This window comes from Mycobacterium lehmannii, assembly GCF_002245535.1.
Lineage (GTDB): Bacteria > Actinomycetota > Actinomycetes > Mycobacteriales > Mycobacteriaceae > Mycobacterium > Mycobacterium lehmannii.
This window is the reverse complement of record NZ_NKCN01000008.1, coordinates 1-25,921: the sequence shown is the minus strand read 5'-3', so window position 1 is coordinate 25,921 and position 25,921 is coordinate 1. Positions and strand designations below refer to the sequence as shown.

Sequence of the window (25,921 nt, the reverse complement as noted above, 5' to 3'; positions counted from 1 at the left end):
GAGACGGCCCCGCTTTCCCGGCGCTGGTTGTGGGTGGCCGCTGCGGCGGCGCTGGTCCTGACGTTCGCCCAGTCACCCGGACAGATCTCACCCGACACCAAGCTCGACCTGACCGCCAATCCGCTGCGGTTCCTCGCGCGCGCGTTCAACCTGTGGAACAGCGAGCTGCCCTTCGGCCAGGCCCAGAACCAGGCCTACGGGTACCTGTTCCCACACGGCACCTTCTTCCTGATCGGCGACATCGTCGGGCTGCCCGGCTGGGTCACCCAGCGGCTGTGGTGGGCATTGCTGCTGGTCGTCGGGTTCTGGGGTGTGCTGCGGGTGGCCGAGGCGCTCGGTATCGGCAGCCCGACGTCGCGGGTGATCGCCGCGGTCGCCTACGCGCTCTCGCCGCGGACGCTGACCACAATCGGCGCGATCTCGTCGGAGACGCTTCCGATGATGCTGGCGCCGTGGGTGCTGCTGCCCGTCATCTTGGTCATGCGGGGCGATCCGCGGGTACGGGTGCTGGCGATGCGCTCGGCGGTGGCGATCGCGTTGATGGGTGCGGTCAACGCGGTGGCCACACTCACCGGCTGCCTGTGCGCGGCCATCTGGCTGGCGTGTCACCGGCCCACCAAGTTGTGGCGGCGGTTCACGGCGTGGTGGGCGCTCGGTATCACGCTGGCGGTGCTGTGGTGGGCGGTCGCGCTGGTGATGCTGGGCCGGGTCAGCCCACCGTTCCTCGACTTCATCGAATCATCCGGCGTCACCACGCGGTGGATGTCGCTGACCGAGATGTTGCGCGGCACCGACGCCTGGACCCCGTTCGTCGCGCCCAACGCGACGGCAGGCGCGTCCCTGGTGACCGGTTCGGTCGCCGTGCTGGCCACCACCCTGGTCGCCGCCGCGGGCCTGGCGGGGCTGGCGTTGAAGACGATGCCCGCTCGCGGTCGTCTGATCGTCATCCTGCTCACCGGTGTCACGCTGCTCGCCGTCGGCTACTCCGGCGGGTTGGGGTCCCCGGTCGCGCTGCAGGTTCAGGCGTTCCTCGACGCGTCGGGGACTCCGCTGCGCAATCTGCACAAGCTCGAACCCCTGCTGCGACTGCCCTTGACGCTGGGGTTGGCGCATCTGCTCGGCCGCATCCCGCTGCCAGGCAGCGCGCCGCGCGCGGAGTGGACGACCGCGCTGGCGCATCCCGAACGCGACAAGCGTGTCGCGGTGGGAATGGTGGTCCTGGTCGCACTGGCGGCGGGCACGTCGCTGGTATGGACCGGACGGCTCACTCCGCCAGGCGCATTCGACGCCATCCCCCAGTACTGGCACGACACCGCCGACTGGCTCGACGAGAACAACACCGGCGGCCGCGTCCTGGTGGCACCCGGCGCTCCGTTCGCCACCCAGGTGTGGGGCAACAGCCACGACGAACCGCTGCAGGTGCTCGGCGAAAGCGCCTGGGGGGTACGCGATTCGATCCCGCTGACCCCGCCGCAGACCATCCGCGCGCTCGACTCCGTGCAGCGGTTGTTCGCCGCAGGCCGCCCATCCGCGGGTCTCGCTGACACCCTTGCCCGCCAGGGTATTTCGTATGTCGTGGTGCGCAACGACCTGGACCCGGAGTCATCCCGGTCGGCCCGGCCGTTGCTTGTGCACCGCGCGATCGACGGCTCACCGGGTCTGGAGAAGGTCGCCGAGTTCGGCGATCAGGTCGGCGCGGGCACCCTGGCCGGATTCGTCTCCGACAGCGGTCTGCGCCCGCGCTACCCAGCCGTCGAGATATACCGGGTCAACGCCGAAACCCCGGTGACGCCTTACCTCGTCGAGACCGACCGCATGGCGCGCGTCGACGGCGCACCCGAGGCGCTGCTACGGCTCGACGAGCGCCGCCGACTGCTCGACCGCCCGCCGCTGGGCCCGATGCTCTTGACCGCCGACGCCGAACGCGCGGGCGTGCCGACCCCGCTGGTCACCGTCACCGACACCCCGCTCGCGCGGGAAACCGACTACGGTCGCGTCGACGACCACTCATCGGCGATCCGCACTCCCGACGATCCGCGGCACACCCACAATCGGGTCATCGACTACCCTTCTCCCGGAACCGATCTGGTCTACGGGCAGTGGAACGGTGGCCGGGTGTCGGTGTCGAGTTCGGCCGCCGACTCCACCGCGCTCCCCCACGTCGCGCCGGCGGCGGGCCCGGCCGCGGCGGTCGACGCCGACCCGTCGACCAGTTGGGTTTCCAACTCGCTGCAGTCGGCGATCGGCCAGTGGATGCAGGTCGACTTCGATCACCCCGTGACCAACGCGACCATCACGGTCACGCCCAGCGCCACCGCGGTCGGCGCACAGATCCGCCGCATCGAGATCTCGACGGTGAACGGCACCAGCACCCTGCGGTTCGATGAGGCAGGCAAACCGCTCACCGCAGCACTGCCCTACGGCGAGTCGCCGTGGGTGCGGCTCACCGCGGTAGCCACCGACGACGGCTCACCCGGCGTGCAGTTCGGAATCACCGACCTCGCAGTCACCCAGTACGACGCGAACGGCTTCGCCCACCCCGTCAGCCTGCGCCACACCGTGGCCGTTCCCGGTCCACCCGCGGATTCTGCTGTGGCGCAATGGGATCTGGGTTCGGAGTTGCTGGGGCGATCTGGCTGCGCGCAAAGTCCGACCGGCTACCGGTGCGCAGCGTTGATGGCGCTGTCGGCCGAGGAGCCGGTGAACTTGAGCCGGACACTGACGGTTCCGACGCCGATCGCGGTGACTCCGACGGTATGGGTGCGCGCCCGACAGGGTCCCCAGTTGGCCGACCTCATCAGCGCCCCCGGTACCGCCCGCGCGGTGGGCGAAGCCGATCCGATCGACGTGCTCGGCTCGGCCTACGCCGCCGCAGACGGCGATGCGGGCACCGCCTGGACCGCCCCGCAGCGGGTCGTGCAGCAGGGGACGCCGCCGACACTGACGCTGAAACTGCCGAAGCGGACCGAAGTTGCCGGCCTGCGGGTGACGCCGAGTTCGTCGGAGTTGCCCGCACGTCCGACGCTGGTGGCCGTCGACCTCGGCGACGGTCCGCAAATCCGTCCGGTGGCCGGCGATGCCGGCGCCCAGACCCTGGATCTCAAACCGAAAGCCACCGACACCGTGACGATCTCCCTTCTCGACTGGGACGACGTCATCGACCGCACGGCGCTCGGTTTCGACCAACTCAAACCACCCGGCCTGGCCGAGGTGACCGCGCTCGACACCCGCGGCGAACCGATCGCGGCGGCCGACGCCGCGGCCAACCGGAACCGAACCATCGACATGCCGTGCGGCAAGGGCCCGGTCATCGGCGTCGCCGGCGAGTTCGTGCAGACCTCGCTCAGCACGACCGTCGGCGCCCTCCTCGACGGTGAACCCGTGGCGGCACGCCCGTGCCGGGCCGAGCCGATCCTGCTGCCCAAGGGCCAACAGGAGCTGGTCATCAGCCCCGGCGCGGCGTTCATCGTCGACGGCGCTCAGCTCGCCGGACCGCGCGCCGTTGAAATACGCGAGGCGCCAAGCGTTTCCGCGCAGACCGGGCAATGGAGCGCAGACCACCGCGAGGTGACCGTCGCACCGTCGTCGGCGTCCCGGGTCCTCGTGGTACCCGAAAGCATCAACCCCGGCTGGGTCGCCCACGACAGCGCCGGGTCACAGCTGACGCCGATCACGGTGAACGGCTGGCAGCAGGGCTGGGTGCTGCCGCCGGGTACGGCGGGCCCGGTCACGCTGAGCTTCCCGACGAATGTGCCCTACCGCGCCGGCCTGATCGGCGGGCTCGCGCTGCTGCCGGTGCTCGCACTGCTCGCTTTCCTGCCGATGCGCAGGCGCCCGGCGCAAGCCGAGCCGGTGCCGGTGTGGCGACCGCGCCCCGTCGCCGTCGGCGCCGCGGTACTGGCCGTCGGTGCGGCGATCTCGGGGGTGGCGGGCGTCGCGGTGGTCGGTCTGGCGGTCGGCGTCCGTTGGCTGCTGCGCCACCGCGAAAAGCTCTGCGAGGCAGTCACGGTCGGCACCGCGGCCGGTGGGTTGATCCTGGCCGGTGCGGTGTTGAGTCAGTATCCGTGGCGCTCGGTAGACGGCTACATCGGGCATTCGTGGGGTGTTCAGCTACTGGCGTTGGTCTCGGTGGCCGCGGTCGCGGCGTCGACCGTGCCGATTCGGACGGAGAAACGGCTCAGCTGACCGCGATCAGATGCTCGAGCTTGGGTTCGCCGACGACGTACTTGTCGACCTCCTGCTCGGCGATCAGGTCCTGGCCCGTCTGCCGGATGACGTGCTGGTGCAGGTGCTCGTACCACGACCGCACGACGAACGCTTCGACGAATGTGTTGGGGAATTCACCGCTACGGAACAACCGCCATTGCACGGCCCCGGTACGCTGCCGCGAACGCTTCACCCGGTCCATCGCCGCGACGAACGCCGCCTCGTTCTCCGATGCGACCCGGTATGTCTTGAGCACGAGGACCGGGCCGTCGGGCGGGGCGGGTTCGAACACGAGCGCCGGTTCCGGCCAGTGCCCCGACGGTTCGACGTCGAGGTTGCCGGTGCCCGGATGCAGCCGCCACCACAGCAGCGATACCGCGCACGCGGCGAGCAACCCGGCCGCGATCAGCAGCGCGGTGACGCTGTTGGTCGCGCCGGCCACCAGCCCCCAGACCAGCGAGCCGATCGCCTGTCCACCCATGAACACCAGCTGGTAGACCGACAGTCCGCGCGCCCGCACCCAGGCCGGAAGGCTCAGCTGCATGGACGCATTCAGGGTCGACAGGGTCAGCAACCACGACAGTCCGCCGACGATCATCGCGACGATCACCACCGCAAGCACCGGAACCAGCGCCAGCACCGCGGTGGCGAGCGCGAAACCGACCGCGCCCACCGTCAACAAGGCGTTGCGCCCGAACCGGACCTGCAGCCGGGACAACACCATCGCCCCGCACACCGCGCCGACACCCAGCGCGCCCAGCAGCACGCCGTAGCCCGCCGACGACAGGTGCAGTTGTCGATCGGCGATCACCGCAAGCAGCCCCCACAGCGCGCTGCCGGGAGCGATGAACAGCAGCGCCCGCAGCAGGATGCGCCGCACCACCGGCGAGCTGCGGATGTACCGTCCGCCCGCGCTCAGCGCCGACAACGGCCGCTCGGTCGGCAGCAACCGTTCCTCAACCGGCCGCCGCCAGGTGAACAGCACCACGACGATGCCGATGAACGAGACCGCGTTCAGTGCGAACACCGTCGTCGGCCCGGACAAGGCCACGAGCAGGCCGGCGATCGCGGGCCCGACCGCCCTGGCGCTGTTCAGGGCCAGGCTGGTCAGCGCCGCCGCAGCGGGAATCTGTTCGCGCGGAACGAGTTCGGGCTGGATGGCCTGCCACGCCGGCGCCGTCAGCGCCTGTCCGCAGCCGATCAGGAACAACAGGATCAGCAAAACCGCCGGCGTCGTCAACCCGACACCGGTCAAGATCGCCAGGATCGAGACGCCGGCCGCCATCGCCGACTGCGTGGCGATCAGCAGGCGTCGCCGGTCGACCAGATCGGCGACCACGCCGGAGGGCAGCGCCAACAGCATCACCGGCAACGTCGTCGCGGTCTGCACCAGAGGCACCAGCACCGCGGCGTCGGGATCGGCGACCAGCATCCACTGGGCGCCGACCGTCTGCATCCAGGTCCCGAGGTTCGACACTAGCTGCGCGATCCACAGCGCCCGGTACATCGGCGACCGCAGCGGCGCCCACGCCGACGGCGCGGTGCGGACGCTCGACGATGTCGCCATTCGGTTCTGGCCTTTCGCTATGAATCGAGTTTCAAGTACCCGATTGGTCGACCGCTATCTCGTAGCATCGGCCGCGTGCCGGTACTGAACACCGCCCGAGGACCGATCGACACCACCGACCTGGGCGTCACGCTCATGCATGAACACGTCTTCATCCAGTCCCTCGACATCTCGACCAACTATCCGGAGGTCTGGGGCGACGAGGCCCAACGGGAGGGCGACGCCGTCGTCCGCCTCAACGAGCTCAAATCGCGCGGGGTCGACAGCATCGTCGATCTCACGGTGATCGGAATGGGGCGCTACATTCCGCGTATCGAGCGTATCGCCGCGCAAACCGACATCAACATCATCGTCGCCACCGGCGTCTACACGTACAACGACGTCCCGATGTTCTTCCATTTCAGCGGGCCGGAGACCCCGCTCGGTGAGCCGATGGTCGACATGTTCGTCCGCGACATCACCACCGGTATCGCGGGCACCGGAGTGAAGGCGGCGGTCCTCAAGTGCGCGACCGACGAACCCGGCCTGACACCCGGGGTCGAGCGGGTGCTGCGCGCGGTGGCCCAGGCGCACCGGGAGACGGGCGTCCCGATCTCGACGCACACGCACGCCGCGACCAAGCGCGGCCTGGATCAGCAGCGCGTGTTCAGTGAGGAGGGCGTGGACCTCTCGCGCGTCGTCATCGGGCATTCCGGTGACAGCACCGATCTGGACTACCTGGAACAGTTGATCGACAACGGGTCCTACATCGGGATGGACCGGTTCGGGGTCGACGTGTTCCTCGGTTTCGAGGAGCGGGTGGACACCGTCGCGCGGATGTGCGAGCGCGGCCACGCCGACAAGATGGTGCTGTCGCACGACGCGTCCTGTTTCATCGACTGGCTTCCGGAAGGACTCGTCCCGCAGACCATGCCCAACTGGCACTACCTGCATATCCACAACGACGTGATCCCGGCCCTCAAGAAGCGAGGCGTCTCCGAGGAACAGCTCACGACGATGCTCGTCGACAACCCGCGCCGAATATTCGAGACCCGGGGCGCTTACTGACATGCCCGAACAGACTCCGCCGATCAGCACGCAGGTGTCACGGCTGGCCGAGGCCGAACCCGACGCGCCCGCCATCACGTGCGAAGGCGTCACCCTGACCCGAGGTGAGCTCGACGCGTCGACCAACCGGCTGGCCAGAGCCTACGCCGAACTTGGTGTGCGAGAAGGTGATTACGTCACCGTGGTGTTGCCGAACTCCATCGAGTGGGTGCAGGCGGTACTGGCGACGTGGAAGCTGGGTGCGATCCCCCAGCCGCTCTCTCCAAGGCTTCCCGATGCCGAACTGACTGGGCTGCTCGAACTGCGGCCCCGCGCCCTGGTCGTCGGCCGCGCCGACCCCACCGGCCGAATAGCAAGCGTGCCAGCGGGTTACGTGCCCGATGAAAGCCTCTCGGATGCAGCGTTACCCGAGAAGGTGTCGCCGGTGTTCAAGGCGATGGCATCGGGCGGCAGCACCGGCAGGCCCAAGCTGATCGAGGCGGGCAACGACAGCCGCTACCCGCCGATGGTGGGTTATCCCCTTGGGGCGCAAGAGGGTGACGTCAACCTGATCTCGGTGCCGATGAGCCACAACACCGGCTTCACGACCTTCGCGATCGGGCTTGTGCAGGGCCATCACCTGGTGATCATGCCGCGGTTCGAACCGCACGAGTTCCTTCGGCTCGTGACGGAGTATCGCGTGACGTTCCTGACCACGGTGCCGACGATCATGCAGCGCCTGATTCCGGTCTACCGGGCCGACCCCGACGCCTACGACCTGTCCTCGATCCGGCGGTTCTGGCATGTCGGGGCGCCGTGTCCACCCGCGGTCAAGCGCGCCTGGATCGAGATTCTGCAACCGGATGTGCTGTGGGAACTATACGGCGGCACCGAATTACAGGCGTTGACGTTCATCTCGGGAAGTCAATGGTTGGCCCATCCGGGGTCGGTCGGTGTCGTCGTCGCCGGCGAGATGAAGGTGCTCGACGACGACGGCAACGAGTGCCCGCCCGGGGTGGTCGGCGAGGTCTACATGCGGCCGTCGCCGGGCAGCAGACCCACCTACCGCTACGTCGGCGCGACGGCGAAATCCCGCGACGGCTGGGATTCGTTGGGCGACCTCGGGTACTTCGATGCCGACGGCTTCCTCTACCTCAGCGACCGGCGGGTGGACATGTTCACCGTCGGCGGCCGCAACGTCTATCCCGCCGAGATCGAGTCGGCGCTGTCCGAGCATCCGGCGGTGCTGTCGTGTCTGGTGGTCGGCGTCCCCGACGACGACCTCGGTCAGGTGCCGCATGCGCTGGTGCATGCCGAGGGTGGGCTCGACGCGGCGGCCGTCGTCGCGTTCCTGTCCGAGCGACTCGAACGCTACAAGGTGCCCCGCACAGTCGAGTTCACCGATGAGCCGCTGCGCGACGACGCGGGTAAAGCGCGCCGGTCAGCGGTCCGCGACGAGGTCATCTCGCGACGGGCTCAGGCACGCTGCTGACCGACGAGTCCAACGGCGGCACCGGGCGGGTATGGCGATACTCCCAGCGCCGCAACGCCGTTCGGCACGGTGACTCCACCAGCGCATAGCTGACCGCGGCGATCGCGAACCCGAACACGACCGTCAGCACCAGCACCACCGGCATGTGGCCGTTGAACGCGAACTCGCCGATGACCGGGAACACCATCGCGAGCGCGGCGAGGTGCCAGATGAACAGTCCGTAGGACCATCGCCCCAACGTCACCATCGTGGTGCTGCCCAGCACCCGGTGCGAGGTGTCGGGGCGGTCGAGCACGAGCGGCGCGAGCAGCGCACCGGCGACCACGGCGCCCATCGCGATCTTGACGACGAACTGGGTGACCGTGCCCGGCGTGAGGCCCTCGGGTCCGGCGATCGGGGAGGCGGCGACCAGGAACGCCGCGACCGCGATGACCGCCATCAGGAGGCGCCGCCGGGCCAGTCGGTGCGGCCATCCGACCGGCGTGACGGTCAACTCGGCGAGCAGCATGCCCGCGGCAAACCAGGAGAAGAAGGCCGGCGGCCAGTTCAGGTGGTTGACGCCGGCCGATGTCGCGATCGGCAGGACCGCCCACCCGAGGCTGACGAGCGCCGCGCCGGCGATGACGGGAATGCGCGCCCGCACCGGGACGCGTCGCACCAGGAGCGCGAGGAACGGCAACGCCATGTAGAACGCGACCTCGACCGACAGGCTCCACATCTGCGTCAGCCCCGCGGTGAGTGTCAGCGGCACATAGATCTGGGTCAGGGTGAGGTTGGCCAACCATACGGTCAGGTCCGCTTTGGCCTCCGGCAGCAGCGACAGGATCACCACGACCGCCACGAGGTATCCGGGCATGATGCGCACGATCCGGGAGCGCAGGTAGTGGCCGGTCGGTGGGGTCGGCCGCAGCCCGCGCGCTGCCGCGGCGTGCCCGCGCCACAGCAGAAAACCCGAGAGGGCGAAGAAGAGCGCCACCGCGAGATCGAACCGGCCGAACAGTCGTCCGCTGATCCCGCCGGTGTGCCCGGTCTGGAACGCCACGTGGGTGACGACGACGCCGACCGCGGCGCAGGCTCGCATGCCCTCCACCGCAGGCAGGAACCCGCGGGTTCCGCCCACCTGCTCCTCGCGCGTCTCGCCGGCCAACGCAACTGCCACGAAATCAGTGTGCCCGGTGAAGCCGAGGACGGTGACCACGGGTCGGCGGATGCGTCTGGAGCGACGCCGACCTTAAATTGTGCTGTTAGGGTCAAACGGGTTTCTGCGGGCATACCGCAGGTGAAGGAGGCACGGTTTGAACCGCGCAGTGGCGCTGCGGATTGCGGCTTGCGGGATCTTGGGGCTGGGTGCCGCCCTGTTGATCGCCGCGCTGTTGCTGTCCACCTACACCCACAGCAAGATCGCCAAGATCCCGCTGGACCTCGATGCGACGCTGATCAGCGACGGCAGCGGCACGGCCTTCGACCCGGCATCGCTGAACAGCGAACGGTTCGTCGTCGACCGCGACGTGCCGATGGTTCAGCAGGAGCAGCTCACCGTCGAGTCCCCGTCGAACGCCGACGTGGTGACGCTTCAGGTGGGCTCCACGCTGCGCCGCACCGACAAACAGCAGGAGGCCGGCCTGCTGTTGGCGCTTGTCGACACGGTGACCGTCAACCGCAGCACCGCCGAGGCGGTGTCCAGCGAGAGCAATCCGGGCGGTGCGGTGCAGAAACCGCGCGCCATGGAGGACGACAAGCCGCCGACCAACATCGCGCTGCCGCACGAGGGCCTGGCCTACCGGTTCCCGTTCGACACCGAGAAGAAGACCTACTCCGTCTTCGACCCGATCGCGCAGAAGGCGTTCGACGCCAACTACGACGGCGAAGAAGACGTCAACGGCCTGACCACCTACCGGTTCACCCAGAACGTCGGCTACGACTCCGACGGCAAGCTCGTCGAGCCGGTGAAGTACGCCTCGCTCTACGAAGACGACGCCGACAGCGAGGTCACCGCCCGCGCGGCGATGTGGGGTGTGCCCGGTGAGCCCGACGAGCCGATCACGATGTCGCGGTACTACGCCGCGCAGCGCACCTTCTGGGTCGACCCTGTGTCGGGGACGATCGTCAAGAGGGACGAGCACGGCTACCACTACTACGCCCGCGAGCCGCTCAAGCCCGAGGTCACGTTCGTCGACTACAAGGTCGCGTTCAACGAGGAGACCGTCGAGTCCCAGGTCGCCAGCGCGGGCAACGAGCGCGACCGGGTCGCGCTGTGGGGCCGCATCCTGCCGATCACCTTCACCGCGATGGGGCTGGTGCTGCTGGTCGGCGGCGCGCTGCTCGGCTCGTTCAGCCTGCGCGCGGAGTCCGCGCTGATCGACCCCGGTCTCGACGAGGCCGACCACGGATTCTTCGACACCCAGGGCATCAAGGTCCCGGGCGCCGAAGCCAAGACCGAGAAGATCCCGACATCTCGACCGACCGACCTGCCCCCGGACAGACCGGTCTGATCGGGCGGTCGGTCGTGGGACCGGCCTACGCGTTGGTGCTCGCCCTCGTGGTGACGGCGCCGTTGTTCGCACCCGGGTATCTGCTGTTGCGCGACGCGGTGTCCACGCCGCGCTCGTATCTGTCCGATGCCGCGCTCGGGCTGTCCGAGGCGGCACCGCGGGCCCTTCCGCAGGACTTCTTCATGGCCGTCGTGTCCTCGGTGGTCGACGGGGGGGTGGTGGCCAAGACGCTGCTCGTCGCGGGACTGTGGCTGGCGGGCTGGGGCGCGGCGCGGTTGGCTGCCGCGGTGGTTCCCGAGTCGGGGCTCGCCGGTCAGTGCGTGGCGGTGACGGTCGCGATATGGAACCCGTACGTCGCCGAGCGGCTGCTGCAAGGGCACTGGAGCCTTCTCGTTGGCTACGGGTGCCTGCCGTGGGTCGCCACGACGGTGCTGCAGATGCGGGAGTCGGCGCGGTGGACCCCGTTGTGGGCGTTGGCCTTCTGGTTGGCACTGGCCGGGTTGACGCCCACCGGGCTGATGCTCGCGGCGACCGTCGCGCTCGTGTGCGTCGCCGCGCCCGGCGAAGGGTGGGGCCGGTGGCGGTGTGCGGGCGTGACGATGGCCATGACGGTCGTCGCGGCGCTGCCGTGGCTGGTCGCGGCGACGGTGTCGCGGTCGTTGGAGTCGTCGCAGGCCGACGGCGTCTTCGCGTTCGCCGCGCGCGCCGAACCGGGCCTCGGAACACTGCTCAGCCTGGCCGGGCTGGGCGGAATCTGGAATGCCGATGCCGTACCACCCTCTCGCACAACGCTTTTGGCGATCGTGGGTACGGCGGTGTTGCTCGGCGTGGTCGCTCTCGGCTTACCGGTCGCGCTGCGCCGACCGACGGCCGTACCGCTGATGGTCCTGGCCGGGTTCGCCGTCGTGGTGCCCGCGCTGATGGCCACCGGGCCCGGACTCGTCCTCGTCGAGGCGGCCGTCCGCGCCGTGCCCGGCCTGGGGGTGGTCCGCGACGCGCAGAAGTGGGTGGCGTTGGCGATGCCGGGCTATGTGGTTGCCGGCGCGGCGGCGGTGATCTTCGCCCGACGCTGGTTGCCGACGGCGGCGACCGCGGCACTCTGCTGCGTCGCGCTCATCGCGACGTTGCCGGACTTGGCGTGGGGCGTGGGTGGCCGCGTCACCGCCGTGCAGTACCCGCCGGGATGGGCGAAGGTGGCCGCGATCATCAACGCCGACCCGCGGACGGTCGCGGTGATGCCGATGGGCAGCATGCGCCACTTCGAGTGGGCGGGTGAGGCTCCGGTGCTCGACCCGCTGCCCCGGTGGGTGCGTGCCGACGTGTTGACCACCGGCGATCTGCACATCGGCGAGCGGACGGTGTACGGGGAAGGGCAACGCGCGCGCGACGTGCAGGAGATCCTCGTCGAGAGTGCCGATCGCGACCTGCTCGCCGACGCCGGCGTCGGATGGGTTGTGGTCGAATCCGGCGCTCCGACAGAGCGTTTGCCGTTGCCCGTGGCCTACACCGACGAAAACCTCACCCTGTACCGGGTTGGCGGATCGTCGCCGCAGGCCGACGGTCGGACCCTGGTGCTGGCCGCACATTGTGCCTGGCTGGCGATGCTGCTCGGCGGTGCGGGCGCCCTGGTGGCGCGACGGTTGAGCAAGTCGCCGCCGCGAGTCAAAGCACCTCACCGTCGATGACCTCGCCGTCGCCGGCGGAACAGAAATGTCGGTGGGCGATGGCATACTCGCACATATGTTCGATACGGCGAGCGACGCGGGGTTGGTCGACCTGATGGGCCAGGCGCAGCGCGCCAGCCGGGTCGAGATCGCGCGTCAGCTGTTGGCTATCGGGCACTTCAGCCTGCGCCGCGTTCCCGAATGCGACGGCGAGAACGACGACAAGGTGGTCGATGACTGGGAGGTCGTGGCTGCCGAGATCGGTGCCGAACTCGGCATCAGCCGCGGACGGGCCTCTTCCATGATGAGCTCGGGCCAGGCCCTGATCAAACGGCTTCCCAAGGTGGCGAAGGTGTTCGCGGCCGGTGAGATCGAGTGGCAGGTGGTCAACATGCTGATCTACCGCACCGACCTGATGGTCAGCGAGGACGCCTGCGCACTGATCGACGCGATCTTCGCCGACCGGGCCGCCCAGTGGAACCACCTGTCGTACAACAAGCTCGTCGAGGTCGTCGACTGGCTGGTCCTTCAGATCGACCCGGACGCGGTGCGCCGAGCCAAATCCCGTGATGACGACCGCCATTTCGATGTCATACCTGGCCAGTACGGAATGGCCGACATCGTCGCCTGCCTACGCGGGGTCGACGGGGTGGCTTTGAGTCAGCGACTCGACGCGCTGGCCGCCACGGTCTGCCGGGAGGATCCACGAACGCATCGCCAGCGCCGGGCGGACGCGATCGCGGCGGTGCTTGCCCATGAGGACGCGATGGCGTGCCTATGCGAACGACCTGACTGTCCCGCCGCAGGCAGGACGGCAACTACCGTTTTGGTCCATATGCTCGCCGAGCGGGGCACCGTCGAAGGCGCCGGCACGACACCGGGGTACGTATCCGGATTGGGTCCGGTTCCGGCGTCGACCGTCGCCGAGGTGGCGCGCCACGCCAAGCGGCGCCCCATTGAGATCCCCGACGACGCCGCACCCGAACCGCAGTACCGTCCCTCGACCGCGCTTGCCGATTTCGTTCGCTCCCGCGACCTGACCTGCCGGTGGATGAATTGCGACCGTCCCGCCTGGCGATCCGACATCGACCACACCGCGCCCTGGCCCCACGGGCCCACCCATCCGTCCAACAACGCCTGTTTCTGCCGGCTGCACCACCTGATGAAGACGTTCTACTGCGGACCCGGCGGCTGGATCGTGCGCCAACAACCCGACGGCGCCGTCATATTCACCAGCCCGACCGGGCGCATACACACCACTACTCCGTTCGGAGCGATGCTGTTTCCACAACTCGGCGCTTCCACCGGCACACTTCACCCGCCCGAGATGCCGGCACCGACACCGGGACGCGGGATCTGCATGCCCACCCGCCGACGCTCCCGCCGCCAGAACCGCGAGCGGCGCATCCAACGCGAACGCGCTCTCAACGCCACGATCCGAGCGGAAAACACCGCGCCGGCCGCCCAGACTTTCGGCAGCTTCTACCCGCTGGGCACGGGTCCGCCGACCGATCCGAGAGTTCTGCTGGACGATCCGCCACCGTTCTAGCACCCGAGGGGCACGGTTCGATGACGGTGAGCGTCGCGAAGGCTAGACCACGCCGCTGACGTACTGGCCGCGGTGCACCGCTTCCAGCAACGTGCGCATCGCCTCGGCGCTCTGCTGCCAGGAGAACTCACCGCAGCGGACATGTGCCTTGGCTCCGAGTTGCTCGCGCAGCACATGATCGGACAACAGTTCAGCCAAACCGTCGACCAGACCGTCGAAGTCGTCGACCAACATGCCGGTCACGCCGTCGACGATGGAGTCTGTCAGCCCACCGGACGACCGGTAGCCGATCGTGGGCACCGAATGCTGACCGGCCTCGATGACCGCCAGCGCCCAGCCCTCTTTGCGCGAGGGCAGCACGTGCACCCACGCCTCTTGCAGCACACGGTGTTTGGCCTCGTCATCGATGTGGCCATGAAACGTCACCGCATCGGAGATGCCGAGGAGGGCGGCGTGTTCGACGAGCCGCTGCTCCCACCAGCCGCCGCCCACGACGTCGAGCGTCAGCCCTGGCAAGCGCGGCCGCAGCGCAGCGACGGCCTCCAGCGCGTCCTCGATCTGCTTGTGCGGCACCAGACGTGACAACACCACGACCCGCGGGGCCGGCGCGCGCCTGGGGGCCAACGTCGAGGCCGGCGCCTCGTCGAGCCCGTTGCGCACCACCGCGATCTGTCCGGGACGCACGCCCAACGCGGCCAAATCACGCGACGACGGCAGCGACACCGTGACGTACTGGTTGCGCCGGTGCGCCCGCGGCGAGAGCCTCGACTCGACGAACCAGCCGATCCGGCCCTTCACCGGCCCGGCCACCGGCCACTGCTCGCGGTGGCAGTGGTGCACGAGCACAGCGACGCGCCGCCCGTAGGCCAGTCGCGCCATGAACGGGATGCCGTTCTGCGTGTCGATCACCACGTCGGGTCGCGCGCGCCGCAGCGGCCCGAGGCCGATGCGGGCCAACACCATCGCCAACCCCGCCCAGATGTAAACGGTGTGGCGCCCGCCGCCGCGGCTAACGCGGACTCCGTCGACGACTTCGCGACGCGCGGCTCCCGGATAGCGCGCTGTGCGCAGCGTGACCTCGATGCCCGACGCGGCCAACTGCGCGCCGATGCGCTGCAGGTAGGCCTCGCTGCCGCCCCCCTGTGGGTGGCCGGTGTCGCGCCAGCACAGCAGCAACACCGATCGGAGCGGACGGGCAGACATCGGCAACAGCGTAGTCGGATCGCGGTGCTGCGTAGTCTTCGGTTCCATGCCAGTCACCGACCGGTTCGCCGAGCGGGCGACACTGTCGCGGTCGCTGCGCCTGCTCGCGCAGTTCCGCTTCGAGCAGAGCGACCCGGCACGGTTCTACGGCGCTCTCGGCGAGGACACCGCCGAGATGGTCTCCGACCTATGGCTGGCCACGGATGGATCGACGCCGGCCGGGCGCACGGTGCTCGACGTCGGCGGCGGCCCCGGTTACTTCTCAGAAGCATTTGCCGACAAGGGTTTTCGCTATATAGGGGTCGAACCGGATCCGGCCGAGATGCATGCCGCCCCGGGGACGGCGACCGCGAGCACCTACGTCCGAGCATCCGGGACGGCTTTGCCGTTCGCCGACGCCAGCGTCGACATCTGCCTGTCGTCGAACGTGGCCGAGCACGTGCGGCAGCCGTGGCGGATGGGCGCCGAGATGCTGCGGGTGACCCGGCCCGGCGGGCTGGTGGTGCTGTCGTACACGGTGTGGCTGGGCCCGTTCGGTGGGCACGAGACCGGGCTGTGGCACTACCTCGGCGGCGCCCGCGCCGCGCGCCGATACACCCGCAGGCAGGGCCATCCGCCGAAGAACAACTACGGTTCGTCACTGTTTGCGGTGTCGGCGGCCGACGGCCTGCAGTGGGCGGCGAGCACGGGTGCGTTGGTCGCCGCTTTCCCCCGCTACCACCCGAGATGGGCGTGGTCGCTGACGAAGGTACCGGTTGTGAGGGAGTTCCTGGTGAGCAACCTGGTGCTGGTTCTTCGGGCGCCGTGAGCGGCCGACTGCAACAGGTTCTACTTCGGCGGCTTCCTAGGTAGTGTGACGGTCATGACACAGAGCACCGCGTATCGCACCGAATGGGACCAGCTGTTCATCGGCGGCAAGTGGGTCGAGCCGGCCACCTCCGATGTGATCGAGGTGCACTCGCCCGCCACCGGCGAGTTGGTGGGCAAGGTGCCGCTGGCGTCGGCCGCCGATGTCGACGCGGCCTGCGCCGCCGCCCGCAAGGCGTTCGACGAGGGCCCTTGGCCGCACAAGTCGCCGCAGGAGCGGGCCGCGGTGCTGGCGGCGGCGGTCAAGCTGATGGAGGAACGCGGCGACGAGCTGAAGTTCCTGCTGGCCGCCGAGACCGGCCAGCCGCAGACCATCGTCGACATGATGCAGTACGGCGCGGCGATGTCGTCGTTCCAGTACTACGCGGGCGCGGCCGACAAGTACCCGTGGAAGGAGATCCGCGACGGCATCTATGGGCAGACCATGGTCGTGCGCGAACCGATCGGCGTCGTCGGCGCCGTCACCGCGTGGAACGTGCCGTTCTTCCTGGCCGCCAACAAGCTCGGCCCCGCACTGCTGGCCGGCTGCACCGTCGTGCTCAAGCCGGCCGCCGAGACGCCGCTGTCGGTGTTCGCGATGGCCGAGATGTTCGCCGAGGCCGGTCTGCCCGACGGGGTGCTGTCGATCGTTCCCGGTGGCCCCGAGACCGGTCGCGCGCTGACCGCCAACGACCAGATCGACAAGTACACGTTCACCGGTAGCTCCGCGGTCGGCAAGGAGATCGCGAAGATCGCCGCCGAGAAGCTCAAGCCGTGCACGCTCGAGCTGGGCGGTAAGTCCGCCGCGATCATCCTCGAGGACGCCGACCTGGATTCCACCCTGCCGATGCTCGGGTTCTCGGGCGTGATGAACAGCGGGCAGGCCTGCGTCGCGCAGACGCGCATCCTGGCGCCCCGGTCGCGCTACGACGAGGTCGTGGAAAAGATCGCCAACTTCATCGGCGCGATGCCCGTCGGCCTGCCCGACGACCCGAACGCCGCAATCGGCCCGCTGATCTCTGAGAAGCAGCGCGACCGCGTCGAGTCCTACATCAAGAAGGGCGTCGACGAGGGTGCGCGCCTCGTCACCGGCGGTGGCCGCCCGGCGGGTCTGGACAACGGCTGGTTCGTGGAGCCGACCGTGTTCGCCGACGTCGACAACTCGATGACGATCGCCCAGGAGGAGATCTTCGGACCCGTGCTGGCGGTCATCCCCTACGAGACCGAAGAGGATGCGATCCGCATCGCCAACGATTCGGTGTACGGCTTGGCCGGCTCGGTGTGGACCACCGACAACAAGAAGGCGCTCGAGGTCGCGTCGAAGATCCGCACCGGCACCTACGCGGTCAACATGTACGCGTTCGATCCCGGCGCCCCGTTCGGCGGCTACAAGAACTCCGGCATCGGCCGCGAGAACGGTCCGGAGGGCATCGAGGCATACGTCGAGCACAAGAGCGTGCTGCTGCCGTTCGGCTACACCCCCGAGGACTAGAACCTAGAACGCGTCTTCGGGCACGTCCATCGCGTCGAGGCCGATGGTCTCGATGATGCCGCGCGCAGAGGTCAACAGCGGCAGCATGTGCTCGGCGAAGAAGTTCGCCGCTGCGACCTTGCCGGTGTAGAACGCGCGGTCGCTGCCCGATACGTCGCCGTCCAGCGCGGCCAACGCGATCTCGGCCTGGTGCAACAACAGCCAGCCGATCACCAGGTCGCCGACGGCGAGCAGGAACGGCACCGAGGCCAGGCCGATGCGGTACAGCTCGCGCGGGTTCTCCTGCGCCGAGACCAGGTATCCGGTCAGGGCCGCGACCATCGCCTGCACGTCCTGCAGCGCGGTGGCCAGCCGGGCGCGACCGTCGGCGAGCTCTGCACGCGCGAGGTCACTGCGGACGAACTCCTCGATCTGACCGGCCAGGTGCGCCAGCGCGGCACCTTGGTCGCGGGCGATCTTGCGGAAGAAGAAGTCCTGCGCCTGGATGGCGGTGGTGCCCTCGTACAGGGAGTCGATCTTGGCGTCGCGGATGTATTGCTCGATCGGATAGTCCTGCAGGAAACCCGAACCGCCGAACGTCTGTAGGGATTCGGTCAGGCACTGGTATGCCCGTTCCGAACCCACACCTTTGACGATCGGCAGCAATAGATCGTTGACGCGGCCTGCCATCTCGGCGTCGGCTCCGGAGACGATCTGCGCGACGGGGGGATCCTGGTGGGCGGCGGTGTAGAGGTAGAGCGCGCGCAGCCCTTCGGCGTAGGACTTCTGCGTCAGCAGCGCCCGGCGCACATCCGGGTGATGCAGGATCGTCACCCGCGGCGCGGTCTTGTCGGTCATCTGGGTCATGTCCGCGCCCTGCACCCGGGTCTTGGCGTAGTCCAGCGCATTGAGATAACCCGTCGACAACGTGGCGATCGCCTTGGTGCCCACCATCATTCGCGCGTATTCGATGACCTTGAACATCTGGGCGATGCCGTTGTGCGAGTCGTTGACCAGCCAGCCCACGGCGGGCACCCCGTGTTGACCGAAGGTCAGCTCGCACGTCGCCGACACCTTCAACCCCATCTTGTGCTCGACGTTGGTGACGAAAACGCCGTTGCGCTCGCCGAGTTCACCGGTCTCGGGGTCGAAGTGGAACTTCGGCACGAAGAACAGCGAGAGGCCCTTGGTGCCAGGTCCCGCGCCCTCGGGGCGGGCCAACACGAGATGCACGATGTTCTCGAACAGGTCGCCGGCGTCGCCGTTGGTGATGAACCTCTTCACCCCATCGAGATGCCATGTGCCGTCGGGCTGTTGAACGGCCTTGGTGCGGCCGGCGCCGACGTCAGAACCGGCGTCGGGTTCTGTGAGGACCATCGTCGCGCACCAGTCGCGCTCCACCATCAGCCCGGCCCAGTGTCGCTGCTGTTCGTTGCCGATGTCGTAGAGGATGTCCGCCATCTTCGACCCGGCCTGGTAGATGAACACCGCCGGATTGCCGCCGAGGACGAACTCGTTGATCGCCCACTCCACGGCGGCCGGTGCCGCGACCCCGCCGATGTCCTCGGCCATCCCGACGCGGAACCACTCGCCTTGCTGCCAGGCCTTGAACGACTTCTTGAACGGCTCGGGCAGCGTCACCTCATGGGTGGCCGTATCGAATGTGGGCGGGCGCCGATCGGATTCGGCGAACGACTCGGCGAGCGGACCCTCGGCCTGCCGGGCCGCTTCGTCGAGCATCTGGCGCACCGAATCGCCGTCGAGCTCGCCGAACTCGCCGGTCGCCAGCGCCTTGTCGAGACCCAGCACCTCGAACAGGTTGAACTCGAGATCCCGCACGTTGCTTCTGTAGTGGCCCATCACGAGCGCCTTTCGTTCGCGTGGAGCCGAGCGTAGCCGTCCGATGGCGCCGCGACCTGCACTTCAGCTCAGGTGCCCGACTCCGATCGAATTATGGTCTACCTCATAATCGCGCCTGGCGGCTCGGCTGGGCTGCCGCGGCTGGACGACCCTGTCTAGCTGGGCCGATCTAATCCCAGAGCTGTGATGTGGAATACATTGATTGCTCCTGGGTGTTGACCGTTTTATGCTGTTCGTCATAGCCAGGGAGGCACCCGATGTGGGTCATTGAAGTCAACGTCGCCGGATACCGGTTCACCCATCGGATGCACGACCGCCGGGTCTTCCGTTTCGGCCCCCGTACGCTCGGTTGGCGTCCGGCGCACCTGCCTCGCACGCCCGCAGCCTGATCGCCCCATTGGAGGTTGACCTGTCTTCCGTCGGGACGAAGACCGCCAACAAGCGCGGTTCGACGCGCACCAAGATGCTGGTCGCCGCGGTCGAGGTGTTGCGGGAGCGCGGCGCGGCAGGCGTCACGATCGACGAAGTGCTCGCCCGCAGCGGCGCGCCACGCGGGTCGGTGTACTACCACTTCCCCGCTGGCCGCAACCAGATCCTGCGAGAGGCCCTGAGCTACGCCGGTGACGCGATCACCAAGGAGATCGACGAAGCGGCCGCCAAGGGCGGAATGCATCTGGTCCGCAACTTCGTGGCGTTCTGGGAGGAACTGCTCGTCGAGAGCGAGTTCGTGGCCGGCTGTCCGGTGGTGGCGGCGGCGATCGGTTCGGCTACCGAGGAACCGCAGTTGACCAGCGTGGCGGGCAGCATCTTCGGCCACTGGCGTGACGCGCTGACCCGTGCGTTCGTCTCCGACGGTTTCGACGAGTCCGACGCGGCCTCCCTTGCGATCACCTGCATCGCGGCGCTGGAGGGCGCGGTGGTGCTGTGCCGGTCGACCCGCTCGGTCGACCCGCTCCACGATGTCTCGCAGCAGGTCGAATTCCTGATCAGGTCAAGGGATTTCATCCGCCGCTACGGCGTGCCCGACCGCAACTGAGCCGTGCGCCATCGCGCGCAGACGAAGTCTCTGTTCACCGCCGCGTCGACCAGTTCCCATTCCGAACGGATCGGCAGCACCGGCGAACCCGCGCCGAGCGAGCACGGCGCGTAGCTGACGATCATCTCGTCGATGAGATCCGCCTCGACGAACTGTCGCGCGGCATCGCCGCCACCGACCACCCACACGTCCCGGTCCGCCGCGGCGGCGAGCAGTTCGGGATGCAGATCGGCGACGTCGCCGGCGAACGTGTGCACATCGTGTCCGCGCTCGACGATGTGCGATCGCCGCGTCAACACCCAGGATGGTTGCTCGTACATCCAGTCACCGGGATGGTTGCGCACGATCCATTCGTAGGTCGCCGAACCCATCACCACGGCGCCGATCGTGGCGATGAACTCGTCGTAGTGGAACGGTCCGTTCCGGTCGATGTCGCGCGATGTCAGCCAGTCCAGGCTTTCGTGTTCGTCGACGATGAACCCGTCCAAACTGGATGCCGTGTAATAGACCGTCGCCAAATCAGTTGCCCCTCATCCACTCCAACGGATCGCCCATGCGGACGTCGATGCCGTGGCGGGCCAGCATCGTTCGGGCCAGCCCCCGCCGGTGGGCTGCGTACTCCAACACGTGGGCGACGATGCCGTACAGCTGAAACGATTCGGGCGGATCGCACAGCGCGTCGATGACAATGTCCCCCATCCGACCGTCGGCGGCGTACTCGGAAACCATTGTCGTCCAGCGCTTTGCGATGTCGTCATGGTGTCGGGCCAGCTGCGCGGCGGTGGTGGTTTCTCCTCGGGTGGCCGAGCGGTCCGGGAAGTCGCGTCCTTCGATCGTGGCCAGCCACACCTGCTTGGTCCAGACGATCGCACCGAGCACCGCTCCGACGCTGGGTTCGGGACCGTCCCAGTCGAGGACCACCTGGCCGGGCGAAATCTCCTCTCGCCATTGCTCTTTCGTCAGGGCACTCGCACGGTCGATCAGATACGCGGTGTCGGCGACGTCGTGCGCCACCATCAGTCGGGAGATGTCGGGCTCCTTCGCATCCCCGGCGTTGTCGAGCCACAGCGAGTGCGGCGGGTGGAAGTGAAGGCCGTTGGGCGCGGTCACCCGGAACTCGACGTCGACGGCCCTCGACGGCGGCACACCGAAGGTGCGTCGGAAGGCGCGCGAGAACACCTCGACCGACGACCATCCTTCGTCGGCCGCGACGGCAGTCACGCGCTCACCCTGCTGCAGTCGCCATGCTGCGCGTTCGAGCATGATGCGGCGGCGCATCGCCGCGGGCGACTCGCCGGTCAGGCGGCGCACTTCCCGCGAGAAGTGGAATTCGGAGGCGTGCGTGCTACGGGCCATGCGGTCCACACCGCTGTTGTCGGCCGCGACGACCGCATCAAGCAGTTCGCGCAGGCGGTCGCGGCGCGATTCGGTGGTCACGATCACCGAGTATGGTCGCGCCGCGGGCGTAAGAACATGACGATTCCTGCTGCGTTCAGCTGTCCAGAACCTCGTGGACCCGGGCTTCGATGTCGCGGTGGTCGCCGAGGTCGGTCAGGTCGATCCCGAAGCGGCCGGTCAGTTCGGCGAGGACGTCGGCGGCGGTGTCGAGGCGCACTCGTTCGGTGTCTCCCCCGCTGTGGATGGCCAGGTTACGACCGCGCAGGTTCCACCGCGCGTCATCGGTGACCAGCGCCACCGACAGACCGGTGACGAATCCCGACTCGGGAAACGTTGACACGTACCAACTTCCGACCTGCAGGTCGATCTGCGGCCGCGGGTGGGTCTCGAACGTGTACAGCGGCTGCCACTGTCCGCGGATCTCGGCCTCCAACAGGAAGCCCTCGTCGTGCTCACGCAGCCGGTAGGGCTCGTGGCGCGTCGCCTGCACGGGCCCGGCTTCGAGCCGGATCGGCGAGGTCAGCGTCTGCCCGCCGAATCCGACGTCGACCAACCACGGTCCATCGTCTGCCGGGACACGCACCGACAGCACCTGATGCGTCTGCGCGGGAAGTGCGCCCGACTGGTTCATCCACACCACCCGGCCCGCGAGCCGCTGCACGCCGTAGCCCAGCGCCTCGAGCACGTAACCCATCAGGCCGTTGTGCTCGTAGCAGTAACCGCCGCGGCGACGGCGCACGAGCTTGCGGGCCAGCGCGCCCGCACTGAGATCGACGACGGGAATGCCCAGGAGCGGGTCGAGGTTCTCGAACGGGATCGACCGGTTGTGCGCCGCCACCAGGGCGCGCAGGGTGGACAGCGTCGGTTCCGTCGAGCCGGTGTAGCCGATCCGGTCCAGGTAGGCCGCCACGTCGAGCGCGGCCGTCACGTCGGTTGCCATGCCCACATCTTGCGACCTCAACGGCCGTTCAGGTCAACCATTGCCCCGTGGCGGCGAGACTACGCGCGCCAGCGCGGGCACCTACGGCTTGCCGCGGGCCGGCGTCTGGTTGGCGACGCCGTGCCGAAGCGGGGTGTTGGCCTGCGCGGCCGTCGACTCCTGCACGGGCGAACCGCCCGCCGTACCGCTCACCTCGGGCGCGTTGTTCGGGTCACCGGACGACGGCTCGGCACCGTGGGTCAACTCCTTGAGCCGCGCGTGCAGCACCTCGAGCACCGGGATGCGGTTGCCGTGCGCGGTCTCGTGGTCGAACACCGCGCGCAGCGCGGGCTCGTCGAGCGCGCGGATGCGGTGCCGCAACTCGGTTAGCGGCAGCTGGTCGTAGTCGGTGATCGGCAGGTCGTCGCTCTGCGCCATGCGCTGTCTCCTTACAGGTGAGGTAGGCCGTCGGCCGGCGAGGGCATCGCTGTCCCCGGCCCGTCGGCGCGTCCGCGATAGCGGGCGATCACCGCGGCGACCGCTCCGATACCGGCGAGCGCCAGCGTCGGCCACATCGCGGCCTGCACCAACCACACTCGTCGCTGCACCTTGAAGATGCGCTTCTGCGCGTTCCGCGCTCGGGACAACGTTTCCACGTCTAACGGTTGCCCCGGGCGGCGGTTATGAAACCCGTTACGTTCCCGTCCACTTCGGCGCCCGCTTCTCGGCGAACGCGATCGCGCCTTCCTTGGCGTCGTTGGACATGAAGACCGGTCCGAAGATTTCGACCTGCTTCTTCCACATCTCCTGGGAGTTCCAGTCGCGCGACTCGACGATGATCCGCTTGGTCGCGGCCACCGCGAGCGGACCATTGGCGGTGATCTTCTCTGCGAAGGCGATCGCCGCCTCCAACGCCTGACCCGGTTCGGCGAGGACGTTGACCATGCCGAGGTCGTGAGCGCGCTGCGCGGACAGGCTCTCACCGGTCAACGCCAGTTCCATCGCGAGACCGTAGGGAAGCCGCTGCGGCAACCGCAGCAGTCCGCCGCCGCCGGCGACCAGCCCGCGCTTGACCTCGGGGATGCCGAACGCGGATTCCTTTGACGCCACGATCAGGTCGGTGGCCAGCGCCAGCTCGCAGCCACCGGCGAGACAGTAGCCCTCCACCGCGGCGATGAGCGGCTTGGCGGGCGGGCGCTCGGTGAAGCCCAGTCCGCGGCCCTCGATGGCCACGTTCTCGCCGCGCGCGAACGCCTTGAGGTCCATGCCTGCGCTGAACGAGCCGCCGGCTCCGGTCAGGATGCCCACCGACAGGCCGGCATCGCCGTCGAGTCGGTCCATGGCGTCGGCAAGGCCGCGGCTGACGTCGGCGTTCACCGCGTTGCGGGCCTGCGGGCGGTTGATGGTGATGATCAGGATGCGGTCGCGCTGTTCGACAAGTACGACGGGTTCAGTGTTGTCACTCACGCGGCTGATCGTAACGGTCCGCGGACGAGATCATGCGGGCGCTGCGGGCGCGTGCACGCCGATCTCGGCGATGGCCGCACGGTTCTGACCGTCTGCGGCGCCCAACTTCGTAATCCACACCACCACCCGCGCGACGGGCCGCGGGTCCGTCACGGGAATCCGCGTCACGCCGGGCTCCACGGGTGTGGCGGGCGTGAGCTCGAAGGTGTCGCTCAGCGCCTTCGGGTCCTCGGTCTTGTCGGTGCCGCGTACCTGGATCAGCGAGCCCGCGCTGTTCTGGTCGACGGTGACCGCGGTGATCGGCGTGGGTTCGCGCAACGAGAGGAGCAAGCCCACGCCGGGTTTGAATTTCGGGAACGGATCGGCGTCGTAGTAGCGGTCGGTCGACCATGCCGTCTCGGGCTTGGCGTCGATCGCCAATGCGGCATCGCCGGGGCTGTCCGGAGATCCGTCGGGGGAGAAGACCGTCGCCGCCTCCAACGGGATGCGGTCGCCGGGAGCCAGTCCGCGCACGGTCTTGGTCTGCTCGGGCGGTGGGGGCGCCGCGGTCGTCGGCACCAGCCCGAGCTTGTCCGCGTCCATCGCGACATTGTCGTCGTTGGTCTCCAGCAGACCGTTGAGCGAGGAGCCCAGCGCCAGCATCCCCACCGCAACGATGGCCGCGGCGGCGCCGAGGCCCGTGCGCAGGACGGTGCGGCGGGCCGCCTCCTTCTGCTCCTGGGGTCCGAAGTTGCGGAATTCGGCATAGCGTCCGGACTTGACAGTCGGCAGGGGCGGCATCACTCGGTGAGTCGACTCCGCATCGGACGCCGCGGCCTGCTCCAGCAATGTCAGAAGCGTTGCGGCGCTACTGATTCCACCATTGTCCCGCAGGAGCGCCGAGGCTGTCGTAGAGATCAGGAAGGGGATCCGGGGATCGGCTTCGGCCGGCTCCGCGGGTTCGGCCGCACCGTCCGGCCACTGGCCGAGCAGCAGCGTGTACAGGACGCAGCCGATCCCTCGGAGATCGGTCTGCGCGGTGGCCTCGGGAAGGATGGCGGGAAATGCCAGCGCCACGTGTCCGTCGGCACCCACCCGCAACCGCGCGGGATCGTCGACCGACAGCACGAGGCCCGCACGGTGTGCCGCCTCGGCGGCCGCGGCCAACGCTCGCGTCATGGCGGCGACGGACTCCGGCGCCTGCCCCTCGTCAGCGACCTCACGGAGGCTCTGCCCGGGAAGCCAGTCGGACACCACGACACCGAAGGCTCCCGTGTGCATCACCTCGAGCACCGGCGCGATACCAGCTGTGTCGAGGCCACGAAGCCGGATCGTGCGCGCAAGGATCTCGTGGACGAACTCATCGGGCAATTCCTCTGCAGCGTCGACGACGGTCAGCGCGACATGCTGCCCCGAGGCGATGTCGAGCGCCTGCCAGAAATCCAGCAGCGGGCGGCTGCCGTGTGCGGCGAGCAGCCGGTAACGGCCCCCGATCGCCATGCCGGGAATCAGTCGTTGACTTGTCGCCATCGCTCCGAACTCACTCGCCGTGGCGGTCCGCCCGACCGCAACAGTGCGGCGGGGACGCCAGCCGGCTCAATCGTCGACGGTGAGTAGCCGCGCGGCGCCCAGCTCAAACCCGTCAGTCACCCTTTTTACCGTTGCCGTTGCCCCGTCCGTTGCCATTGCCCGGGCCGCCCTTCTTCGGCGGCTTGGGCGGCTTGGGTCTGTCTCTTCTACACCTCT

At 68.6% G+C, this 25,921-nt stretch carries 20 protein-coding genes; 9 read left to right on the top strand and 11 right to left on the bottom strand.

Annotated elements, in window-relative coordinates:
• Window positions 1-27: 27 nt before the first annotated feature.
• Complete coding sequence (locus CEX87_RS11100; RefSeq protein ID WP_416171902.1) at window positions 28-4,185, top strand: DUF3367 domain-containing protein; 4,158 nt, start codon at window positions 28-30, stop codon at window positions 4,183-4,185.
• On the opposite strand, the gene CEX87_RS11095 is transcribed toward CEX87_RS11100, so the two are convergent.
• Window positions 4,178-5,773 (bottom strand): MFS transporter, encoded by a 1,596-nt coding sequence (locus tag CEX87_RS11095; protein WP_064417995.1) that lies wholly within the window; start codon window positions 5,771-5,773, stop codon window positions 4,178-4,180. The two genes, CEX87_RS11100 and CEX87_RS11095, sit on opposite strands and share 8 nt — an antisense overlap.
• Window positions 5,774-5,848: 75 nt before the next feature.
• On the opposite strand from CEX87_RS11095, the gene CEX87_RS11090 reads away from it, so the two are divergent.
• Window positions 5,849-6,820, top strand: coding sequence for a phosphotriesterase family protein (locus CEX87_RS11090; protein WP_064399977.1), 972 nt, complete (start codon window positions 5,849-5,851; stop codon window positions 6,818-6,820).
• Between the two features lies 1 nt (window position 6,821).
• On the top strand, window positions 6,822-8,291 hold the full coding sequence (locus CEX87_RS11085) for an AMP-binding protein (protein ID WP_064428104.1): 1,470 nt from the start codon (window positions 6,822-6,824) through the stop codon (window positions 8,289-8,291).
• On the opposite strand, the gene CEX87_RS11080 is transcribed toward CEX87_RS11085, so the two are convergent.
• Entirely contained in the window at window positions 8,260-9,372 is a 1,113-nt protein-coding gene (locus CEX87_RS11080) for an acyltransferase family protein (RefSeq protein WP_094287263.1), read from the bottom strand. The two genes, CEX87_RS11085 and CEX87_RS11080, sit on opposite strands and share 32 nt — an antisense overlap.
• A gap of 214 nt (window positions 9,373-9,586) precedes the next feature.
• On the opposite strand from CEX87_RS11080, the gene pgfA reads away from it, so the two are divergent.
• Genes pgfA through CEX87_RS11065 form a run of 3 tightly spaced genes read left to right on the top strand, consistent with a single transcriptional unit; the run spans window position 9,587 to window position 13,996 of the window.
• Window positions 9,587-10,783 carry a cell envelope lipid trafficking protein PgfA gene (gene pgfA, locus CEX87_RS11075; protein WP_064399979.1) on the top strand — a complete coding sequence of 399 codons (1,197 nt, stop codon included), beginning with the start codon at window positions 9,587-9,589 and terminating at the stop codon, window positions 10,781-10,783.
• 14 nt (window positions 10,784-10,797) lie between these two features.
• The gene (locus tag CEX87_RS11070) at window positions 10,798-12,468 is read left to right on the top strand and encodes an MmpA family trehalose lipid delivery protein (protein ID WP_094287116.1); all 1,671 of its coding nucleotides are present in this window, start codon (window positions 10,798-10,800) and stop codon (window positions 12,466-12,468) included.
• 55 nt (window positions 12,469-12,523) lie between these two features.
• Window positions 12,524-13,996: a DUF222 domain-containing protein gene (locus CEX87_RS11065; protein ID WP_094287261.1), complete on the top strand. Its 1,473-nt coding sequence runs from the start codon at window positions 12,524-12,526 to the stop codon at window positions 13,994-13,996.
• Window positions 13,997-14,038: 42 nt separating this feature from the next.
• Here CEX87_RS11065 and CEX87_RS11060 read toward each other — a convergent pair whose 3' ends face one another.
• Complete coding sequence (locus CEX87_RS11060; protein ID WP_094287259.1) at window positions 14,039-15,199, bottom strand: glycosyltransferase family 4 protein; 1,161 nt, start codon at window positions 15,197-15,199, stop codon at window positions 14,039-14,041.
• 46 nt (window positions 15,200-15,245) lie between these two features.
• Here CEX87_RS11060 and CEX87_RS11055 point away from each other — a divergent pair, with 46 nt between their 5' ends.
• Together CEX87_RS11055 and CEX87_RS11050 are read left to right on the top strand one after the other, a co-directional pair.
• Window positions 15,246-16,007: a class I SAM-dependent methyltransferase gene (locus CEX87_RS11055; RefSeq protein WP_064417993.1), complete on the top strand. Its 762-nt coding sequence runs from the start codon at window positions 15,246-15,248 to the stop codon at window positions 16,005-16,007.
• Between the two features lie 54 nt (window positions 16,008-16,061).
• Window positions 16,062-17,537: an aldehyde dehydrogenase gene (locus CEX87_RS11050; protein WP_094287257.1), complete on the top strand. Its 1,476-nt coding sequence runs from the start codon at window positions 16,062-16,064 to the stop codon at window positions 17,535-17,537.
• Window positions 17,538-17,540: 3 nt separating this feature from the next.
• Here CEX87_RS11050 and CEX87_RS11045 read toward each other — a convergent pair whose 3' ends face one another.
• On the bottom strand, window positions 17,541-19,376 hold the full coding sequence (locus CEX87_RS11045) for an acyl-CoA dehydrogenase (RefSeq protein WP_094287114.1): 1,836 nt from the start codon (window positions 19,374-19,376) through the stop codon (window positions 17,541-17,543).
• A 463-nt stretch (window positions 19,377-19,839) separates the two neighbouring features.
• On the opposite strand from CEX87_RS11045, the gene CEX87_RS11040 reads away from it, so the two are divergent.
• Window positions 19,840-20,412: a TetR/AcrR family transcriptional regulator gene (locus tag CEX87_RS11040; protein WP_064424925.1), complete on the top strand. Its 573-nt coding sequence runs from the start codon at window positions 19,840-19,842 to the stop codon at window positions 20,410-20,412.
• Here CEX87_RS11040 and CEX87_RS11035 read toward each other — a convergent pair.
• From CEX87_RS11035 to CEX87_RS11005, 7 genes are all read right to left on the bottom strand, one after another.
• A complete protein-coding gene (locus CEX87_RS11035) occupies window positions 20,388-20,930 on the bottom strand; it encodes a dihydrofolate reductase family protein (protein WP_064417991.1) in 543 nt (180 codons plus the stop codon). The two genes, CEX87_RS11040 and CEX87_RS11035, sit on opposite strands and share 25 nt — an antisense overlap.
• Before the next feature lies 1 nt (window position 20,931).
• Entirely contained in the window at window positions 20,932-21,852 is a 921-nt protein-coding gene (locus CEX87_RS11030; RefSeq protein WP_416171905.1) for a helix-turn-helix domain-containing protein, read from the bottom strand.
• 52 nt (window positions 21,853-21,904) lie between these two features.
• The gene (locus CEX87_RS11025; RefSeq protein WP_066810845.1) at window positions 21,905-22,750 is read right to left on the bottom strand and encodes an arylamine N-acetyltransferase family protein; all 846 of its coding nucleotides are present in this window, start codon (window positions 22,748-22,750) and stop codon (window positions 21,905-21,907) included.
• Between the two features lie 81 nt (window positions 22,751-22,831).
• Window positions 22,832-23,167, bottom strand: coding sequence for a hypothetical protein (locus tag CEX87_RS11020; RefSeq protein WP_064399985.1), 336 nt, complete (start codon window positions 23,165-23,167; stop codon window positions 22,832-22,834).
• Window positions 23,168-23,178: 11 nt separating this feature from the next.
• Window positions 23,179-23,376, bottom strand: coding sequence for a hypothetical protein (locus CEX87_RS11015; RefSeq protein ID WP_131805075.1), 198 nt, complete (start codon window positions 23,374-23,376; stop codon window positions 23,179-23,181).
• A 46-nt stretch (window positions 23,377-23,422) separates the two neighbouring features.
• A complete protein-coding gene (locus tag CEX87_RS11010) occupies window positions 23,423-24,205 on the bottom strand; it encodes a crotonase/enoyl-CoA hydratase family protein (protein ID WP_064399987.1) in 783 nt (260 codons plus the stop codon).
• A 21-nt stretch (window positions 24,206-24,226) separates the two neighbouring features.
• On the bottom strand, window positions 24,227-25,705 hold the full coding sequence (locus CEX87_RS11005; RefSeq protein WP_142301084.1) for a protein kinase family protein: 1,479 nt from the start codon (window positions 25,703-25,705) through the stop codon (window positions 24,227-24,229).
• Between the last annotated feature and the right edge of the window lie 216 nt (window positions 25,706-25,921).

What these genes read in the sequence shown, in the direction of transcription:
- CEX87_RS11095 (WP_064417995.1), bottom strand. Translation starts at nt 5,773, where the DNA reads ATGGCGACATCGTCGAGCGTCCGCACCGCGCCGTCGGCGTGGGCGCCG.
- CEX87_RS11085 (WP_064428104.1), top strand. Translation starts at nt 6,822, where the DNA reads ATGCCCGAACAGACTCCGCCGATCAGCACGCAGGTGTCACGGCTGGCC.
- CEX87_RS11080 (WP_094287263.1), bottom strand. Translation starts at nt 9,372, where the DNA reads ATGCGAGCCTGCGCCGCGGTCGGCGTCGTCGTCACCCACGTGGCGTTC.
- CEX87_RS11065 (WP_094287261.1), top strand. Translation starts at nt 12,524, where the DNA reads ATGTTCGATACGGCGAGCGACGCGGGGTTGGTCGACCTGATGGGCCAG.
- CEX87_RS11060 (WP_094287259.1), bottom strand. Translation starts at nt 15,199, where the DNA reads ATGTCTGCCCGTCCGCTCCGATCGGTGTTGCTGCTGTGCTGGCGCGAC.
- CEX87_RS11055 (WP_064417993.1), top strand. Translation starts at nt 15,246, where the DNA reads ATGCCAGTCACCGACCGGTTCGCCGAGCGGGCGACACTGTCGCGGTCG.
- CEX87_RS11050 (WP_094287257.1), top strand. Translation starts at nt 16,062, where the DNA reads ATGACACAGAGCACCGCGTATCGCACCGAATGGGACCAGCTGTTCATC.
- CEX87_RS11045 (WP_094287114.1), bottom strand. Translation starts at nt 19,376, where the DNA reads ATGGGCCACTACAGAAGCAACGTGCGGGATCTCGAGTTCAACCTGTTC.
- CEX87_RS11040 (WP_064424925.1), top strand. Translation starts at nt 19,840, where the DNA reads ATGCTGGTCGCCGCGGTCGAGGTGTTGCGGGAGCGCGGCGCGGCAGGC.
- CEX87_RS11025 (WP_066810845.1), bottom strand. Translation starts at nt 22,750, where the DNA reads ATGGCAACCGACGTGACGGCCGCGCTCGACGTGGCGGCCTACCTGGAC.
- CEX87_RS11020 (WP_064399985.1), bottom strand. Translation starts at nt 23,167, where the DNA reads ATGGCGCAGAGCGACGACCTGCCGATCACCGACTACGACCAGCTGCCG.
- CEX87_RS11005 (WP_142301084.1), bottom strand. Translation starts at nt 25,705, where the DNA reads ATGGCGACAAGTCAACGACTGATTCCCGGCATGGCGATCGGGGGCCGT.